13 protein-coding genes and 3 pseudogenes are annotated in these 16,514 nt (G+C 68.3%); 5 read left to right on the top strand and 11 right to left on the bottom strand.

The genetic code is table 11. The features are described from left to right. Positions 1-301: 301 nt before the first annotated feature. On the bottom strand, positions 302-1,792 hold the full coding sequence (locus AC5P1C_RS37830) for a carboxylesterase/lipase family protein (RefSeq protein ID WP_493870508.1): 1,491 nt from the start codon (positions 1,790-1,792) through the stop codon (positions 302-304). A gap of 97 nt (positions 1,793-1,889) precedes the next feature. On the opposite strand from AC5P1C_RS37830, the gene AC5P1C_RS37825 reads away from it, so the two are divergent. Beyond that, entirely contained in the window at positions 1,890-2,489 is a 600-nt protein-coding gene (locus tag AC5P1C_RS37825; protein WP_493870507.1) for a TetR/AcrR family transcriptional regulator, read from the top strand. A 1,133-nt stretch (positions 2,490-3,622) separates the two neighbouring features. Here the strand turns inward: AC5P1C_RS37825 and dctA are convergent. The 4 genes from dctA to AC5P1C_RS37805 all read right to left on the bottom strand — a co-directional run bounded on the left by dctA (position 3,623) and on the right by AC5P1C_RS37805 (position 8,599). After that, positions 3,623-5,020 (bottom strand): C4-dicarboxylate transporter DctA, encoded by a 1,398-nt coding sequence (gene dctA / locus AC5P1C_RS37820; protein ID WP_493870506.1) that lies wholly within the window; start codon positions 5,018-5,020, stop codon positions 3,623-3,625. 181 nt (positions 5,021-5,201) lie between these two features. Then, entirely contained in the window at positions 5,202-6,257 is a 1,056-nt protein-coding gene (locus tag AC5P1C_RS37815) for a tartrate dehydrogenase (RefSeq protein ID WP_493870505.1), read from the bottom strand. 69 nt (positions 6,258-6,326) lie between these two features. After that, on the bottom strand, positions 6,327-7,220 hold the full coding sequence (locus AC5P1C_RS37810) for a LysR family transcriptional regulator (RefSeq protein WP_493870504.1): 894 nt from the start codon (positions 7,218-7,220) through the stop codon (positions 6,327-6,329). 278 nt (positions 7,221-7,498) lie between these two features. Next, complete coding sequence (locus tag AC5P1C_RS37805) at positions 7,499-8,599, bottom strand: ArsR/SmtB family transcription factor (protein WP_493870503.1); 1,101 nt, start codon at positions 8,597-8,599, stop codon at positions 7,499-7,501. 240 nt (positions 8,600-8,839) lie between these two features. On the opposite strand from AC5P1C_RS37805, the gene AC5P1C_RS37800 reads away from it, so the two are divergent. Continuing rightward, positions 8,840-9,367: a GNAT family N-acetyltransferase gene (locus AC5P1C_RS37800; RefSeq protein WP_493870502.1), complete on the top strand. Its 528-nt coding sequence runs from the start codon at positions 8,840-8,842 to the stop codon at positions 9,365-9,367. A 345-nt stretch (positions 9,368-9,712) separates the two neighbouring features. Here the strand turns inward: AC5P1C_RS37800 and AC5P1C_RS37795 are convergent. Both AC5P1C_RS37795 and AC5P1C_RS37790 read right to left on the bottom strand, forming a co-directional pair. Beyond that, positions 9,713-10,264, bottom strand: a pseudogene (locus AC5P1C_RS37795) (cysteine desulfurase family protein); the annotation flags it as partial. Between the two features lie 34 nt (positions 10,265-10,298). After that, on the bottom strand, positions 10,299-10,976 hold the full coding sequence (locus tag AC5P1C_RS37790) for an ArsR/SmtB family transcription factor (protein WP_493870501.1): 678 nt from the start codon (positions 10,974-10,976) through the stop codon (positions 10,299-10,301). An 87-nt stretch (positions 10,977-11,063) separates the two neighbouring features. Here AC5P1C_RS37790 and AC5P1C_RS37785 point away from each other — a divergent pair, with 87 nt between their 5' ends. Further along, on the top strand, positions 11,064-12,443 hold the full coding sequence (locus AC5P1C_RS37785) for an MBL fold metallo-hydrolase (protein ID WP_493870500.1): 1,380 nt from the start codon (positions 11,064-11,066) through the stop codon (positions 12,441-12,443). Next, positions 12,440-13,708: an MFS transporter gene (locus AC5P1C_RS37780; protein WP_493870499.1), complete on the top strand. Its 1,269-nt coding sequence runs from the start codon at positions 12,440-12,442 to the stop codon at positions 13,706-13,708. The genes AC5P1C_RS37785 and AC5P1C_RS37780 overlap by 4 nt, the downstream gene beginning before the upstream one ends. A 373-nt stretch (positions 13,709-14,081) precedes the next feature. Here AC5P1C_RS37780 and AC5P1C_RS37775 read toward each other — a convergent pair whose 3' ends face one another. Both AC5P1C_RS37775 and AC5P1C_RS37770 read right to left on the bottom strand, forming a co-directional pair. Next, on the bottom strand, positions 14,082-14,378 hold the full coding sequence (locus tag AC5P1C_RS37775) for a sulfurtransferase TusA family protein (RefSeq protein ID WP_493870498.1): 297 nt from the start codon (positions 14,376-14,378) through the stop codon (positions 14,082-14,084). Beyond that, positions 14,375-15,040, bottom strand: coding sequence for a class I SAM-dependent methyltransferase (locus AC5P1C_RS37770; protein WP_493870497.1), 666 nt, complete (start codon positions 15,038-15,040; stop codon positions 14,375-14,377). The genes AC5P1C_RS37775 and AC5P1C_RS37770 overlap by 4 nt, the downstream gene beginning before the upstream one ends. A gap of 108 nt (positions 15,041-15,148) precedes the next feature. Here AC5P1C_RS37770 and AC5P1C_RS37765 point away from each other — a divergent pair. Further along, a pseudogene (locus AC5P1C_RS37765) lies at positions 15,149-15,467 on the top strand (ArsR family transcriptional regulator); the annotation flags it as partial. Positions 15,468-15,875: 408 nt separating this feature from the next. Here the strand turns inward: AC5P1C_RS37765 and AC5P1C_RS37760 are convergent. Both AC5P1C_RS37760 and AC5P1C_RS37755 read right to left on the bottom strand, forming a co-directional pair. Then, the gene (locus tag AC5P1C_RS37760; RefSeq protein ID WP_493870496.1) at positions 15,876-16,316 is read right to left on the bottom strand and encodes a spore germination protein GerW family protein; all 441 of its coding nucleotides are present in this window, start codon (positions 16,314-16,316) and stop codon (positions 15,876-15,878) included. Then, a pseudogene (locus tag AC5P1C_RS37755) lies at positions 16,313-16,514 on the bottom strand (1-deoxy-D-xylulose-5-phosphate reductoisomerase); the annotation flags it as partial. The pseudogene AC5P1C_RS37755 and the gene AC5P1C_RS37760, both read right to left, overlap by 4 nt.

Genomic DNA, 16,514 nt, shown 5'->3' with positions numbered 1-16,514 from the left:
TTCATCCGCTACCGGGCACGGCCGGACATCACCTACCCACCGGTCACCGATCTGGAGCCGCTGCCGTACGCGCTGGTGGGGCGGAGGGAGGCGGAGAGCGAGCCCATCCGGGCCCTGGCCGGGATCATCCGTGACCTGGGCCCCCCGCATCGGCCTCTCCCGGCTCTTGATGTCGTCCGTCATCCTCGGGTGGGATCTGATGCCAAGCGGGCCGGGTGTTGCCTGGCTGGACGCCAATTCGCGCTGTCCCCGATGGGCAGGTGAGTGGCGGCGTCGCAGTCGTAGGAGCCGAACCGGACCATTACGAATGATCGAAGGGGGCGGGGAAGTGGCCTTCCCAGATCTGGCGGGATGCCTGTTCGGGGTAGGGCAGAGTCTTCGACTCGGCGTCCAGGATGCGGGTGAGGTGCGCGCCGGGCCGGTGGGCGGACCAGCCCGCGTCGCCGGTGGTGACGAAGCGAACCCATACCTCCTGGAGTTCGCGGGAGAGCGCGACGGCCTCGGGAGTAGGCTCCCCGCCGATGAGCTGGGTGCCGACGGGGCTGTCCAGCGTGCCGAACGCCAGGGGCAGGTCGAGGCTGTGGCAGGCGCCCAGGATGCCGCCGAGGGCCGGGGCCGCCCAGCACAGTTCGAACAGGTACGAGGTGCCGCCGGCTGCGGCGTTCGCCTCGGCCAGCTTCTGTGACGGCATGCGGAAGAGGGCGTCGGAGTACACCGTCTCCACCAGCTCCTCCGGGCCTGCCTGCGGGAACGCGGCACGGTAGGCCCGCGCGCCCTCCGGTTGAGGGGCGTGCAGTTCCAGGGCTGCGCGGGCGTCCTCCTCGGTGAAGGTGCCGTGCCGTCCGCTCATGACGCTGAAGTACCGGAATTCGTCCCGGGTGTGACCGACGAGCAGTTCGGTCCCGCTCGCGCGCGCGCCGGTCAGCGCGGGCCAGGGCGTTTCCGGGAGGACCTCGCCGTCGACGACTGGGCACAGCGCGGTGCCGGTCTCCGTGAGGCGTCCCCAGCTCTCCCGGTGCGCGTGGAGGCCGGCGTTGAAGGTGGTGAGCTCGGCGGCCAGGTGCCATGGGTCGATGTCGCGCAGGGCCTCGGCGGTGGGGGCCGCCGCGCCGAGCCGGTCCGCGAACGCGGCGGTGACCTGCCGTGCCAGCGCGGGGGTGCTGTGCAGCCCCGGCACCGAGTGGGCGATGGCCCGCCGGAACAGGCCGCGCGCGGACTTCATCGTCAGCAGGGCGGCGACCGAGCCCGCCCCGGCGGACGTCCCGCCCACGGTGACCCGGCCGGGGTCGCCTCCGAAGGCGGCGATGTTGCGCTGCACCCACTCCAGCGCCGCGATCTGGTCGAGGAATCCGCGGTTGGGCGGCGCGTCGTCGAGGAACGCGAATCCCTCCGCGCCCACGCGGCAGTTGATGGTCACCACGACGATTCCCGCCTCGGCCAGCGCTGCCGGGTCGTACATCGGGTCGCTCGACGCCGCCGAGAGGTAGCCGCCCACGGGGATCCACACCAGCACCGGCAGTCCCGCCGCGCCGGGATCCGGAGTGCCGACGTTGAGTGTCAGCCAGTCGGTGCCCTGCGGGGGCACGTCGATCGGCAGGGACAGCGGCACCACGGGGCCGAACTCGACCGCCTGCCTCGTGCCCTCCCAGCGGTCTGGCGGCGCGGGCGCGGCGAAGCGCAGCGCTCCGACCGGGGGCTGGGCGTAGGGGATGCCGCGGAACACCGCGTGCCCCTGCCGCCGGCGCCCCTGCACCACGCCTTCCGTGGTCCGCACCTTTGGCTGCTCGGACATGACGATTCCTTCCCTCGAGTGGACTCCAGGATTATGGGTCAGGTGTATTATGTCGACTGTATTGGAACAGTCCTGGAGTACGAAGGGGGGGCCGGTGATGCCGAAACAGGTGGATCACCGCGGACGCCGCGAAGCGATCGCCCGCGCACTGTGGCGGGTGGTGGAACAGCGCGGCGTCACACAGCTGACGATGCGCGTGGTGGCGCAGGAGGCGGGCATCTCACTCGGGCAGCTGCAGCACTACTTCGCCTCCCGGACCGCCATGCTCTCCTTCGCAATGGATTTCGCGTCCGAGCAGACCTCGGTGCGCGTAAACCAGGGGCTCGAAAAGCTCGGTGACCGTCGACACCCCCGTGACGTGCTGCGACTGGCGCTCGCGGAAATGCTCCCCCTGCATGCCGACGCCCGCGCGACCAGCCGGATGAGCGCCGCCTACGTCCTGGAGGCGCTGCACGACCAGGCCGTGCACGAGCAGGCGCGCCATAGCCTCGTCCAAGGGCGGGCCTTCGTCGAGCAGTTGGTCCGCCAGGCGATCGCCGACGGGCACATCGACTCCGGCCGCGACCCGGCGACCGAGACCAACCTGCTCCTCGCTCTCACCGGCTTCACTCCCCTGATCGAACTCGACGTGATCGAGCCCCAGGACGCGCTCACCGCGATCGACGTGCATCTGGACCGGCTGTTCAGCAGTACGTGACCTGCCCCCGGCCGGGGGCAGGTGGAGACAAGATCAGCTGTAGCGCGGGCCACGGCGCCTGGCATCGGCTGGTCGGAGATTGACGCAACGACCGGCAGCCGTGCTGCCTCAGCCCGCCGGGCAACGGCGTCCACTGTGCTTCGTGCCCCCATGTCAGCTTTCCGTCCCACACGGCGACCAGCTCGTCAGGCCGACGAGGATTTCCGAGCCCCCCCATGTGGGCCTCGGAGTCTGAGGCGGACATACCGGTCTCGTGCACGTCGCTCGCCCGGGGCATGAGCGTGTCGTAGGGGCGGTTCTGGTCCGCAGCAATCGGCTGCCGGCCGGCAGGGCGAAAGAGCGCGGCGCCCCGCTCTTCTCGGAGCAGTCCGAGCGGGCAGGTAACAATCCCAGTACTCGGTGGCAGTGATCGGCGCGATGGGCATCAAGCTCCTGATGCGGTCGGTGTGCCTGGCCGCTCGCCAGAAATCCGCGCAAGCGGAGGGTGATGTCTGCCCCGGCCATGGGCTGGCGACCACATAGCTGGCCATCATGAGCCCTTCCTGGTCTCTGCCGCAGGGCTCTTCCCGCAGCCCCGCAAGAGGCTGAGAAGGGGGCGCCCTGCGGGATGCCCGAGGGGGGAAGTCGTCCCGCAGGGTGCCCGCGACCCGCACCCGAGGCGGATGGGAGCTCAGCCTCCGGCCACGGCCGTCGCCGTGGCAGCACTCAACGTGGAATTCAGCGACCGTGAGCTTGAGGCCTGCGGGCGATCGACTGTAAATGACCCCAGTTCATGGCACATAGAGCTCGACACCGACCACGACCAGCAGGATCCCTCTTCATGCTCGCCAACCCGAGCACGCCGCTGTCGTTCCCTGGACCGGCTGACGATCCCCTCATCCCGCCGCGGCCGCCTCACGGCCCGTAAGGCAGTTGCCGAACCGGGTAATCAAGTTCGACGGACTATTCGACACCGCACGTTAAAGATCAAGCTAGTAGACCCGCTACTGACCTCGGCACAGCAAGGGAAGGCTCACAGGGATACGCGTAGGCCCGGCCGGGGCTCCGGCCGGGCCTACGCGGGCATACGTCCGTATCGGGCGTATGCCGTGCCCGGGCTCTGGGCGCGACTGGACAGAGCCCGGGACATCTGGTCAGGGGCTGTCGAGCGCCGCTGCGGGTTGTGGCTTGGTGAGAGCGGCCGACGGGGTGGGCCCGGCCGCCTTCTCCTGTGGCGCGGACGGTGTGGCAGGGGTCTTGCCGTGCAGCACGGCGTTGACGTGCGCGGTGTCCAAGACGCGTTCCCAGCGGGCGACCACGAGGGTGGCGACGCTGTTGCCGGCGAGGTTGGTCAGGGCGCGGCACTCGGACATGAATTTGTCGATGCCGAAGATCAGCATGATGCCGGCCGCCGGGACGGTGCCGACCGTGGAGAGGGTGGCGGCGAGTGCGATGAAGCCGGCGCCGGTGATGCCGCCCGAGCCCTTGGAAGTGAGGATCATGACGGCGAGAAGGCCCAGTTGCTGGGTGATGCTGAGGGGCGTGTCAGTGGCCTGGGCAATGTAGACGGCGGCCAGCGAGAGGTAGATGGAGCTGCCGTCGAGATTGAAGGAATAGCCGGTAGGGACGGTGAGCCCGACGATGTCCCGGCGCAGGCCGAGTCCTTCGAGTTTGGCCATGAGGCGGGGCAGGGCGCTCTCCGAGGAGGAGGTGCCCAGGACAAGCAGGAACTCCTCGCGCAGGTAGCCCAGCAGCCGGAAAATGTTGATCTTCAGGAGCGCCGTGACGCCGCCCAGGATCACGATGACGAAGAACGCCGACGTGCCGTAGAAGAGACCGATGAGCTGGCCCAGGCTGGTGAGGGTGGACACCCCGTACTTGCCGATGGTGTAGGCCATCGCCCCGAACGCCCCGATGGGGGCGGCAAGCATGACGTAGTGAAGGATCTTGAAGATCACGGCGCTGAGCCGGGTGACGCCGTCTACGAGGGGTTCACCGATCGGACCGACGGCCTTGAGCGCGACTCCGAAGAGCACGGAGAAGAAGAGAACCTGGAGAATGTTGCCCTCGGCGAACGCGCCGACGGCGCTCTCCGGCACCAGGTCGGTGATGAAGTGCCACCAGCTCTGTTCTTCCCCGTCCTTCACGTACTGGGCGGCGTCACCCTCCAGCTGGAGGTCGCCCGGGTGAGCGTGGACGCCGGCGCCGGGCTGGAAGACGTTGACCGCGATCAGTCCGACAAGAAGCGCGACGAGGGTGCCTGCCTGGAAATAAGCGAGCGATTTCAGCCCCACCCGTCCCACCCGGCCGAGGCTGTCGACGCTGCCGATGCCCGACACGATGGTCAGGAAGACGATCGGGGTGATGAGCATCTTGATCGCCGCGACGAAGGTGGTGCCGACCGGCTCGAGGGCTACTCCTACCGAAGGCCACAGCCAGCCGGTCAGGATGCCGGTGGCGATCGCGGTCAAGACCCAGAAGTAGAGCTGCCGGTACCACGGTTTGGGCGCCGTGCCGGTCTGGGGTGATGCGGTGGACGCGGGTGCTGCCATGGCGTTACTCCTCATCGAGGAACGGGCGCAGCCGGGACGCAGGCGCGGGCCCGCGGGGAGCGGGGCCGGCGGGGGATGAACGCGGCTCGGAGCAGACAAAAGGGGGTGCCCAGCGGAGGGGCGGCAGGGTGGGCCGGGACAGCTTCGTCCATGCTTTCCCGACCACGGCAGAGGGGTCAGCTCACAGGAGTTCGAGGAGCTTGTCGGTGAACTCGGCGGTGGTGGCGGTGCCGCCCAGGTCGGGAGTCCGGACGTCTGTCTTGGCCAGGAGCGCCGCGATGGCGTCCGTGACGTCCTTGCCGGCCTCGGGGTGGCCGAGGTGATCGAGCATCATGGCGGCCGACCAGATCGCGCCCAGGGGGTTGGCGATGCCCCGTCCGGCGATGTCGGGGGCGGAGCCGTGCACCGGTTCGAACATCGAGGGGAACTCGCGCTCGGGGTTCAGGTTGGCGGCCGGTGCGATGCCAATGGAGCCGGCCACAGCGGCGGCCAGGTCGCTGAGGATGTCACCGAAGAGGTTGGAACCGACTACGACGTCGAAACGGGCGGGGTCGAGGACGAACTTGGCGGCCAGTGCGTCGATGTGCTCCTGGTCCCAGGCCACATCGGGGTGCGCGGCGGCGCGCTCGGCGACCAGCTCGTCCCAGAACGGCATCGTGTGCACGATCCCGTTCGATTTGGTGGCCGAGGTGACCTTTCCGCCGCGCTGAGCAGCCACGTCGAAGGCGTAATCCAGGACGCGGGTCACCCCTGCCCGGGTGAACACGGCCTCCTGAACAGCCATTTCTTCCGGGAACCCGCGATTGAGACGTCCGCCGATCTCGCTGTACTCGCCCTCGACGTTCTCCCGCACGACGACGAAGTCGACCTCCCCGGGCGCCGCGCCGCGCACCGGGCTGTCAATGCCCTCGAAGACGCGGATCGGACGCAGGTTGACGTACTGGCGGAAGCTGCGGCGAATCGGGATCAGCAGGCCCCACAGCGAGACATGGTCGGGCACGCCCGGGTAGCCGACAGCGCCGAGCAGGATCGCGTCCTTGTCACGAAGCTGGTCGATTCCGTCCTCGGGCATCATCGCGCCATCACGCAGGAAGCGCTCGCAGGACCAGTCGTACGCGGTGTAGGTGAAGCCGAAGCCACGGCGACGGCCGACGGCATCGAGGACCTGCTGCGCCGGGGGCAGCACCTCGGCGCCGATGCCGTCACCCGGGATCAAGGCAATGCGGTGGTTCGTCATGCGTTGATTGCAGCAATGGACCGGTCACGGCGTCCAAGACGCAGTTCTGATCTCGCTTATAAGCTGCACTTATCTGTCTGGCGTGTCCGTTGCCGGCAGGACGGTACTCAGGAAAGCCTCGGCAGCCGGTGACAGTCCGGCGCGGCGACTGATCAGTCCGATGGTGAGGGTGCTCTTCGGTTCGATGTTCAGCACCCGTGCACCGGCACGCTCGGCCAGGGTGCGCCAGGACTCTGTCACCACGGCCAAACCCACCCCTGCCAGGACGAGAGGCAGGATGGCCACCCGGTGCTCCGTCTCGGCGGCGATGTCGAACACAATCCCCTGTTCGATGAGGCCGTCGACGTACGCCCGCATGCCCGTCCCCCGTTGCCCGACGATCAGGCGCTGCCCTGCCAGTTCCCGGCAATCCACCGACTGTCGCCCGGAAAACCGGCCGTCGGGCGGCACCACGAGCACGAAGCGCTGTTCACCGACCAGGTGGCAAGCCACTTCCTTGTCGGGCAACGGCCCCGCGGCGGCCAGCAGCCCCAGCTCGACAGCACCGGTACGCACCATGTCGATGACATCCTGGCGGGTGAAAGCGGCCTTGATGACCACCGCCACCCCCGGCCAGAGGGTACTGAAGGCCCGGATCATCGATGTCAGCGGCTCCACCGCCTGTGACGGCATCGCCGCCACGTCGAGCCGGCCCTCGCGAAGCTCATGCACGGCGGCGACGCTGGCCCGGGCAGTCGCCAGACTCCGTACGGCAGCGCGGGCCGGCTCGATCAGCGCCTCACCGGCCTCGGTGAGCACCGCCCGGCGGCCGATCCGGTGGAAGAGAGCGCTGCCCAGGTCCCGCTCCAGCGCCTGAACCGTCTGGGACAGCGCGGGCTGGGAGACGTACAGGACCGACGCCGCCCGGTTGAACCCGCCCTGATCCACAATGGCGAGGAAATGCTCCAGCTGCCGGATGACCATGACGCCATCCTCCCCCTCGCCGAAGCAGGGAGACCGGCGCCTCAGCCTGGACGGCACCGCACCGTGAGGTGCATGCCAACGGCGAGGCGGCCTCACGTACGTGACGTAAGTGCCGTCGCGACGGCAATCAGAGGTTGTATCAGCGCGCCCAGCTGAGCCATGAGGCAGGGGCGGCGGCCCTCTACCGTCCGTTAACCCTTTACGGAAGGTGAACCAGAACCCGAGTGTGGTGCACCTGGTTATGGGGCGCGTGGGTCAGTTGGCGGCACTGTGCCGGCTCAGGCATCGGGCCCAGGGAGGAAGGTGGTGAGGGCTGTGGCGATCTGGTCGAGGCGGGTGGGGTCGAGGGTGTAGAGGACGTAGTAGCCCTCGCGATGGGTGGTGGTGAGTCCAGCCCGGGTGAGCTGGTGGAGGTGGCGGGAGGTTACGGAGGCGGACAGGCCGAGGAGGGTGGCGAGTTCCTGGGTGCTGCGGCTCTGGGCGGCAAGGTGGGTGATGATCTGCAGGCGCGGGGCGGCGGCAAGGGCCCGGAGGGCGGTGAGGGTGTCTTCCTGGCTGGTGGGGCGGGCGGCAGTGGCGGGCGCGAGGGGCAGGGCGGGGTAGGTGATCCGCAGGGTCCAGGGGGTGTCGCAGGTGACGCGGACGTGGGGCCAGACGTAGTGGCTGGCGGTGAACGTCACGGGGTGTTCTCGGGTGATGGTGATGTCGTGGTCGTGCGGGCGGTCGAGCCGCAGGGTCCGCCGTCCGGTGTCGATGCGGATCTGGGGGGCGAGGGTGCGGAGCATCGGGAACAGGCCCTGGTGGGCGATCCGGGCGCCTGCGCGGCCGATCGACTCGTACAGGGAGGGTTCGATGCGCTCCCACTCGGCGGCGAAGGCAGCGCCCCAGTAGTCCTCCAGGACGGTGAGCGCGTCCTCCAGGACGGCGAGGGGGTCAGTGAGGATGCCGTCCAGCCGCGCCGCTCTGGCGGTGTCGGTCTGGCGAAGCTCGGCGAGGACCGCATCGCGGACGGTGGGGTCTTCGACGAGCCGGTGTCCCGTGTAGCGGGTGGTGTCGATGAGGGTCTGCGCGAGTTCGGCTGCCAGCAGGGCGGCCGGCAGTGCCCGTACGGCCGCGAGCTGGTCAGCGAAGTCGGCGTCGTGGTCTCCAGCCAGGCTTTCGAAGAACGCAGGGATGTAGTCGGCCACCACGAACCCGTTCTCGCGCATCCGCCGACGCAGGGATGCGGGCAGCCGACGGCATCGCCGTACCCAGGGCACGTGCAAGGCGTGGTGTCCGGGGTCGGTCAGCACGTGCCAGGAGTGGACGGCTTCGAGCAGCGGCGAGGCGGAGAAGGAGACGTCCTCCTCGGCCGCCTCGGTGAAGTGCAGAGCGATCACGATTGCAGGATTTCACAATCAGTTGATCAGCTCTCGCCGCGTCGGCCAAGCTCAAGCACAGACCGCCTGACCACGACAGAGGGCTCGTCCCGGGCGGCGGCCGCCGGTCAGCCGTTGGCCCGGCGTGCCGTGCCGGATCGACACCGCGGTCGCCGAACCCGACCGGCCCGTCTACTGACGCACGGCCGTGCCAACGTTTCTTCTCTTCACGTCGGGAAGAGTCACAACAGGATGGACAGAATGGCACTCGACTTCCGCCGGGCCGACACCGCTGACACCGCGACAGCCCAGGACGCGTATCGCCGCATCATCAAGCACCTCGCCGAGACCGTCGACTTCCCGCACTGGCACACCGAGAACCATCCGACCCCCGAAGAGGTTCGAGACTGGATCGGCGCCGGGGAACTGTACCTGGCCACCACCGACGAGGGGATCGCCGGGGTCGTCGTCCTCAACCACGAGGCACCCGACGCCTACCAAACGGCCGAATGGTCCGTGAACGCCACCGACGACGAGGTGCTGGTGGTACACGCGCTCGGTGTCGTCCCCGACCACCTCGGCCAAGGCGTCGCCCGTCACCTAGTGCACTCGGCCGCCGAGGAGGCGCGAGCCCAAGGCTGCCGAACCCTTCGGCTCGACACGTACGTCGAGAACGTCCCCGCCCGCGAACTGTACCGGCGCTACGGGTTCACCGACCTAGGTGAGCACGTGCTCCACTACGAAGGAACCGACCTCAATCGCTTCCACCTGTTCGAACTAGCGATCTGACTAGCGGACCGCTGCCGTCCGCACCTAGGCCGTTTCTTGTGGATCACCTCGCTGACCAGATGAAGATGGCGGCGAGGTGGAGTCCGGCAAGTAGCTGGTGGCGGTTTTGTCGTAGCGAGTGGGTGCGCCACGAGGCGCCATGGAATCGAGTGAGGTGAGAGACCTTCACCGCCGGGTTGTCGTAGCAATCCGGTTGAAGCTGGGGGCAGTTCGGTTCGGGGGATGCCGAGCCGAACGGTAAGCAGCCCCGACAACGCCGGGACGGGTTGGTACTGCCAGACGGTCCGGGTCCGGCTAGCGAGACAGGAAGGTGCACGCGAGAAATCAGTGCCTGACGCCCCGTAATTACGACACCGGCTCGAACCTGGCGGATCTGGGCCGGACGCAGTGCACGATCACCAGCGCTCGTCGGTGGTCGAAAGGCGCGGTACAAGCTCCGACGCACCGCCCACCGTGTTGAACAACCTCAATCCTGCCGCGCTCCTGTCCCCCGCCGTAGACGACGGGCTCGAGCTCGATGCCGTCGCGTACGTAGAGGGCAGCAACTCCCTTAGGGGCGTACATCTTGTGCCCGACCAGGGTCAGCAGGTCCACACCGAGCTCTGCCACGTCGAAAGGGATCTTTCCGGCCCCTTGGGCAGCGTCACAGTGGAACAGCGCGCCGCGTTGGTGGGCGAGGGAAGCCAGTTCGGCGACCGGCTGGAGGGTGCCGGTCTCGTTGTTGGCAGCCATCACAGACACCAGCACGGTGTCCTCATCCAGGGCATCGGCGAGAGCAGCCGGATCGACCAAGCCGTCGGTGTTCACGGACAGCACCGTCAACCGCACCCCGTGCAGTCGCTGAAGAGCGTGCGCTGTTTCCAGCACGGCCGGGTGCTCGCTCACCTGGGTGATGACATGCGGGCGGGGTGTACGGGCACCTCTTCGCCGTTCACGTCAGGTCCCCGGCATCGACGGGCATCTCCGACAGCCGCCACTCGAGCATGCCGTCGTTCAGGCGGATCGCGCGCCGTCCGAGATCGGTCAGCAGCCTCACCGCGTCATAGGCGAGCACGCAGTACTCACCCCGGCAGCACACGACGATCTCCAGGTCCTGGGGCAGCTCGTTGATCCGCTCGGTGAGCTCCTCCACCGGGATGGAGAGGGCGCCGGGGATGTGACCTGCGAGGTACTCCTCCACAGGCCGCACATCAAGCACCACTGTCCGTCCGTCCTGGGCGAGGGCTGCCAGTTCCTCACTGGTGATCTCCTGCGCGCCGTCTTCGCCGAGGTAGGCGGCGCGGGCTACCGAAACGGACGCCTGGTGAGCCTCGGCCACTTTGCGCAGCAGCACGAACAGCTGGGCGACGTCGGCCCCGGTGAGCCGGTAGTGGATCCGTACGCCCTCACGGCGGGTGGCGACGAATCCGGCCTGCTTGAGGGTCTGCAGGTGAGCCGAGGCCGTGGTCAGGTTCAGGCCGGCCGCCTTCGCCAGCGCGTCCACGGTGCGCTCCCCCTGGGCCAGCAGGTCGAGCAGCTCCAGCCTCTTTCCGCTGGCCAGCGCCTTGCCGCTGACCCCGAAGGCGTCGTACAGCTCTGCCTTCGTCCGGATCCTGGTGTTCCCCGCCATGACTTCCTCCACATATCCATGGAATACAGTAATCGAATCGAAGGGTTGTGGCTACATACCCCTGATTCCGATCTTGGAGGCAAAGCCGTGGGATTCGCCGATGACCACCTCACACCGCTGATTGACGTAGGAATGGGCAACAGCGCCTATCTCGTCGACCTGGGCGACGGCCGCGCCCTGGCGGTGGATGCCAGCCGCGATCTCCGAGCGCTTCACGCTGCCGCCGGGCGGCTTGGCCTGCGCGTCGCCTTCGCGGCGGACACGCACCTGCATGCCGACTTCCTCTCCGGTGCCGTGCAGCTCGGCCACGACACGGGGGCCACGGTGCTGGCCTCCGCCGCCGGTCGGCGTACTTTCACTCACACGCCGCTCGCCGACGGCGATGAGGTTGACCTGGGTGGACTGACTCTGCGCGCACTGGCTACCCCTGGCCACACGGACGAGCACCTGTCCTTCCTCCTCCTGGACAACTCGCGCGAGCTGGGTGTGTTCACCGGCGGGTCACTGATCGTGAACTCCGCAGCCCGCACCGACCTGCTGGGAGAGGATCGGACCGAGGAGCTCGCCAGGGCCCAGTACCACTCCCTCCAGCGGCTCACCGCGCTGGGGGACATGACTGCGGTGTGGCCCACGCACGGTGTCGGCTCGTTCTGCTCCGCGCCGCCCGGCACCGAACGAATCACGACCATCGGCGCGCAGAAGCAGTCCAATCCCCTACTCGCCGCCGATGGCGAGGACTCGTTCGTCCAGCAGCTGGTGGCGAGCCTGGGCTCGTACCCTGCCTACTTCGACCGTCTCGCCGAGATCAACCGGCGCGGGGCCGCCGCACTGGCTGCCACCCCGCTGTTGCCCGACCTGTCCGCTTCCCAGGTCAGGTCCCTCCTGTCCGAGGGTGGCCACGTCGTGGATGTCCGGTCAGCCGCCGACTTCGCGGCCGGCCACATCCCCGGGGCGCTGTCGATCCCGCTGCGCGACCAGTTCGCCACCTGGCTCGGCTGGCTCCTGCCCGACGATGCACCCCTCACTTTCGTCACCAGCGCCGGACAGGACCTGAGCGAGATCGTCTGGCAGGCATACAAGATCGGCTACGAACGTCTCGCCGGCCGTCTCGCAGGCGGCATGGAAGCTTGGCTTGCCGACGGCGGAGTCCAGACCACCACCACCTACGCCCCCGCCGAACAATCCGGCACAGGCCCGGTCCTGGACATCCGGCAGCATGCCGAGCACACTGCGGGCCACATCCCCGGCGCGGTGCATGTCGAACTCGGCGACCTCGTCGCCCGCGCCGCCGATGCCCCGGCGAACGCGATCGTCCACTGCGGGCACGGCGAGCGCGCCATGACCGCCGCCAGCCTGCTGGAGCGCGCCGGGCGCACCGACCTCAGGGTGCTGGACGGCGGGCCGGAGCAGTATGCCGCCGCCAACGGCCTGCACCTGATCGACAGCACGGAGGGCACCCAGCCGTGAGTGCCACCCCCACGCCGACCGACGCCGCCGGGCGGCCGGTCCGACTGGGCCTGCGCGAGAACTGGCTGCAGTTCTCCCTGCTGGTCATCGTCAACATCTGTGTCGGCGGCCTGGTCGGCCTGGAGCGCACCACTGTCCCGCTTATCGGCACCGATGTTTTCGGCCTGACCAGCGACCTGGCGGTGTTCTCCTTCATCATCGCCTTCGGCCTCACCAAGGCCATGACCAACCTCGCCGCCGGCGCGCTTACGGCCCGCTTCAGCCGCAAGCAGCTCCTGATCACCGGCTGGCTGATCGGTATCCCCGTCCCCTTCGCCCTGGCTTGGGCGCCCTCGTGGGGCTGGATCGTCGCGGCCAACGTCCTGCTCGGCCTCAACCAAGGCCTGACCTGGTCGATGACCGTCAATATGAAGATCGACCTCGTGGGACCCTCCCGCCGGGGACTTGCCACCGGCCTCAATGAAGCCGCCGGATACACCGCCGTCGGCGTCACCGCCCTGCTCACGGGCTACCTCGCCACCTCCTACGGCCTGCGCCCCGTCCCCGAACTCATCGGTGTCGTTTTCGTCGTCGCGGGCCTGGCCCTGGCCGTGGCCGTTCGCGACACAGCCGCGCACGTAGCCCTCGAACTCGCTCAGCACACCAAGCCGTTGCCCACGGGCGAGAAGGCCAGCCTGGCCGCCACGTTCGCTCGCACCTCCTGGCGCCATCGTTCCCTGCGTGGCGCCAGCCAGGCAGGCCTAGTCAACAACCTCAACGACGGACTGACTTGGGGAGTCTTCCCCCTGCTCTTCACCGATCACGGCTTGGGACTGGCCGCCGTGGGCCTGATCAAGGGCCTCTATCCGATCTTGTGGGGCATCGGCCAGATCCCCACCGGCCACTTCGCCGACCGTGTCGGCCGCAAGCCCCTCATCGTGTCCGGCATGCTCGTCCAGTCCGTCGGCTTCGTCCTCGCCCTCGCCCTGCTGGACCGCCCACTCCTGGCAGGCATTCTGTCCGCGATCGCGCTCGGCTTCGGCACTGCCATGGTCTACCCGGCCCTGATCGCCTCCGTCTCCGACCACGCCCACCCCGCCTGGCGCGCCAACGCCCTCGGCACATACCGCTTCTGGCGCGACATCGGCTACGCCGCAGGCGCCCTCATCGCTGGCATCCTCGCTGACACCCTTGGCCTCAACGCCACCGTCATCGCCGCAGCCGTCCTCACCGCGGCCTCCGGCCTGCTCGCCGCACGCTGGATCACCGAACACCCGACCACGTAGCCGGCTGCTGTCCTGGTCGACGGTCTGCGCCCCCGGCGATGGCCTCGTGGGCCCCCTCATCGTCAGCTCACCGGCGACCTTCGTTCGACAAGGCGGCGAGTCGGCAGCTCCAAGAGCCAACACGGCAAGCCGCACCCTTGGGAAGCGCGGCGCCAATTGGCCAAAGAACAACTGCAGTGGCATGCAGGACAGGGCGCACGGGTGATAGTCCCGCCGACGACCGACGCGGGCCGTCTCCTGGCTGGACATCGGGCAGCTGTGTGCCGACCGGATCGGCCGAGCCGTGCGGAACATGATCGAGGCGGCTCAGCCGACCGAGCGGCAATGCGCGGACTCCGGCCGACTGCTGCCAACTACCGCACTGGACGGGGCTTCAGGACTCGACGGGGTGCCAGGGTGCGTCAGCCCGGGTGGGGCGCGCCGTGTCTGAGAGACGGAGGGCGTAGACGGGCCGGCTTTCGTCGGGAACCAGTCCCAGGTATTCGTGTCCGGTCATGTGACACCAAGCGGGAAGGTCAAGCGGGGCAGCGGGGTCGGTGGCGACGACGTGCACGATCGCCCCCGGCTCGGCGCCGTCAATTTCCCTGCGCAGGCGGAGCAGCAGAGTGACGCACAGCAGACCGGCGCCATCCACAACGATGTCGGCGACAGGTACGGGCTGGGCGGTCACCGCGGCAAGGTCTGGGTAACGCGCCACAGGCGGCGGGGCAGCTCGCCCTCGTCAAAAGCGTCGACCTCGTCCAGACTCCATCCGTCGGCAAGAGTATCGACGAGAGCGCGGTCGAAGAAGTGGACGGCGAAACCGCCGTGTTCGTAGATGTCGTCGCCGTGGGCGGTGCCGGAGCCGTAGTGGGCGTCACCGGTGTGACGGACGGTGTAGACGAAGATGCCGCCGGGCCGCAGCACCCGAGCGATCTCGGAGACGAGAGCGTGGATCTCTTTCGTGGTCAGTGCCATGCACAACAGCATGTGCGCGAACACGGCGTCCACCGAGTCATCCGGCACTGGCAAAGCCTCGCGAACGTCATGTACAGCCGCGTTCACCCGCCCAGCTGAACCTTGGGCAAGGGCAGCACGGCGCAGCTGCTCCACACCCGTCGCGGAGAAGTCGGTGGCCCGGACGCTGAAGCCCTGGGCGGCGAAGTACAGGGCGTCGCGGCCGTGACCGGCACCGAGTTCCATCACGTCTCGGACTCCGGCGGCATGAAAGACGCCGACGGCGTGGACCGCAGGCACGGAGGGCACCTCGCCGTACATGCCGGGGTGAGCGGAGTACGTGCTCTGCCAGTGCGCTCTCTGCTCCTCGGCCAGGTCCTGTCCGTCACCTGCCACGGCTCTCGCCTTCTCCTTGTTGATCAGGGGACTGATGGTAGACCCACTCACCCCGGGCACCGATCACCCACGCTTCGGTGAGTTCAGCCTTATCTGTACTCCCGTGGGGTGCTGACCGTGGCCTCCGAGTTCAACGTACTGGTCGCCGCTTTCGGCCGCGCACTCGTCAGCCCGCTCCGCTGCCGCGTCCTCCTCGCCCGGCGCGAGGCGCCCGTCGACGCGCTCGGCGTCTCGCGCACCCGCCTGTCCGACCACCTCGCCTGCTTGCGCGACTGCGGCCTCGTGGTGACCAGCCGGGATGCGCGACGCACGGCTCTACGAATTCGTCGGCGAGCGCCTCGGCCACGCCCTGGGCCGTCTATTCGCAGCGGTCGTCGCGGTCTCGTCGGAAAGGACCTGCCCCGGCCGCCGCCGAGATGGATTGCTGCTGGCAGCCGCCATCCCCTCGTCGACCATAGTGGTGCTTCGGTCTGCACTCGGTCATCGAGATCTCCTCCGTCGCGGCCGCGTGGCAGTTCTCCGCCCATGCGGCATCCGCCGCCCGGAGAACCTCATCGAGTCCGAGCAACTCCAGCTCAACACGGCCACGACGAACTGTTCTGAGCTAGAGACGCTCCCCCGCCTGGCCCGGCCTTCGCAGAAATGACTCAAGGGGGCGAATCGGACAAGCAAACCATCAGCGCCGTCGCTCCCGCAGCGCTACGCCCATCTCAACAGCGTGCACATGGGCGAGGCGGCCAGCTATTCACACGCCGAGTGTCATCCGCTCAGCAGGACTGGTGGTGCCCCACATCCCAGCGCTGGAACCCGACGCCCGGCCAGCTCTAGACAGCGCTCATGCTGCTACCCGACGGATTCCACGCTGACGCCTGACGATGGCCCGGACAATCTGCGGCCCAGCGGTGCCGAGGACAAGTGCAGCCAGTGGGACGACAACGTCCACCCATGGGTCACGGATTGGCTTGAAGACGGCTGCACCCGCGCGCACTTCGATGAATCCGAGCGGCCTGGCCTCCGCCCCTCCACCTCCTCCACCGCCTTCCCCCCTCTTGGACGTGCCTATCTCGCGACCGGCTCCGCCCCCGAATCCGAACCCGCCCCGCGCAACCGGGATGACAGTCACTCCGTCACAGACGATGGGTATACCGAATACGGCAGTCACCGAAGCCTTGCCTCCGAGTCGCTCGGCCAGCCGCTCAAGGAGACTTGTGGTTGCTACGACCGCGTCCTCACTCGAGTCCAAGGAAGCGTCCGCCTCGCTCTCAGGACTGGTCATCTTTCCGCCCTCTCGGGATGCGATGCAGAGACCGAGACCGCCTTCTCGCGGACTCTTCGTCTCGCCCACGATTCCGCCTCCAGGACTTCCTCAAGAGTGAGGGACTCGTTCGCCGATGCTGTGCCGTGTTCGGCGACGACCTTCGTCACAGTCTCCATGATCCCGTTGAAGGGCAGGGCGCCGTTCAAGAACGCGTCC

Source organism: Streptomyces sp. A18, from assembly GCF_059026065.1.
The sequence above is the reverse complement of the archived record's forward strand: the minus strand, read 5'-3'. Positions and strand labels throughout refer to the sequence as shown.

Bases quoted from the DNA above. Each gene is read 5' to 3' on its own strand.
- AC5P1C_RS37800 (WP_493870502.1), top strand. From the start codon at position 8,840: ATGGCACTCGACTTCCGCCGGGCCGACACCGCTGACACCGCGACAGCC.
- AC5P1C_RS37760 (WP_493870496.1), bottom strand. From the start codon at position 16,316: ATGACCAGTCCTGAGAGCGAGGCGGACGCTTCCTTGGACTCGAGTGAG.
- AC5P1C_RS37815 (WP_493870505.1), bottom strand. From the start codon at position 6,257: ATGACGAACCACCGCATTGCCTTGATCCCGGGTGACGGCATCGGCGCC.
- dctA (WP_493870506.1), bottom strand. From the start codon at position 5,020: ATGGCAGCACCCGCGTCCACCGCATCACCCCAGACCGGCACGGCGCCC.
- AC5P1C_RS37790 (WP_493870501.1), bottom strand. From the start codon at position 10,976: ATGGCGGGGAACACCAGGATCCGGACGAAGGCAGAGCTGTACGACGCC.
- AC5P1C_RS37830 (WP_493870508.1), bottom strand. From the start codon at position 1,792: ATGTCCGAGCAGCCAAAGGTGCGGACCACGGAAGGCGTGGTGCAGGGG.
- AC5P1C_RS37810 (WP_493870504.1), bottom strand. From the start codon at position 7,220: ATGGTCATCCGGCAGCTGGAGCATTTCCTCGCCATTGTGGATCAGGGC.
- AC5P1C_RS37825 (WP_493870507.1), top strand. From the start codon at position 1,890: ATGCCGAAACAGGTGGATCACCGCGGACGCCGCGAAGCGATCGCCCGC.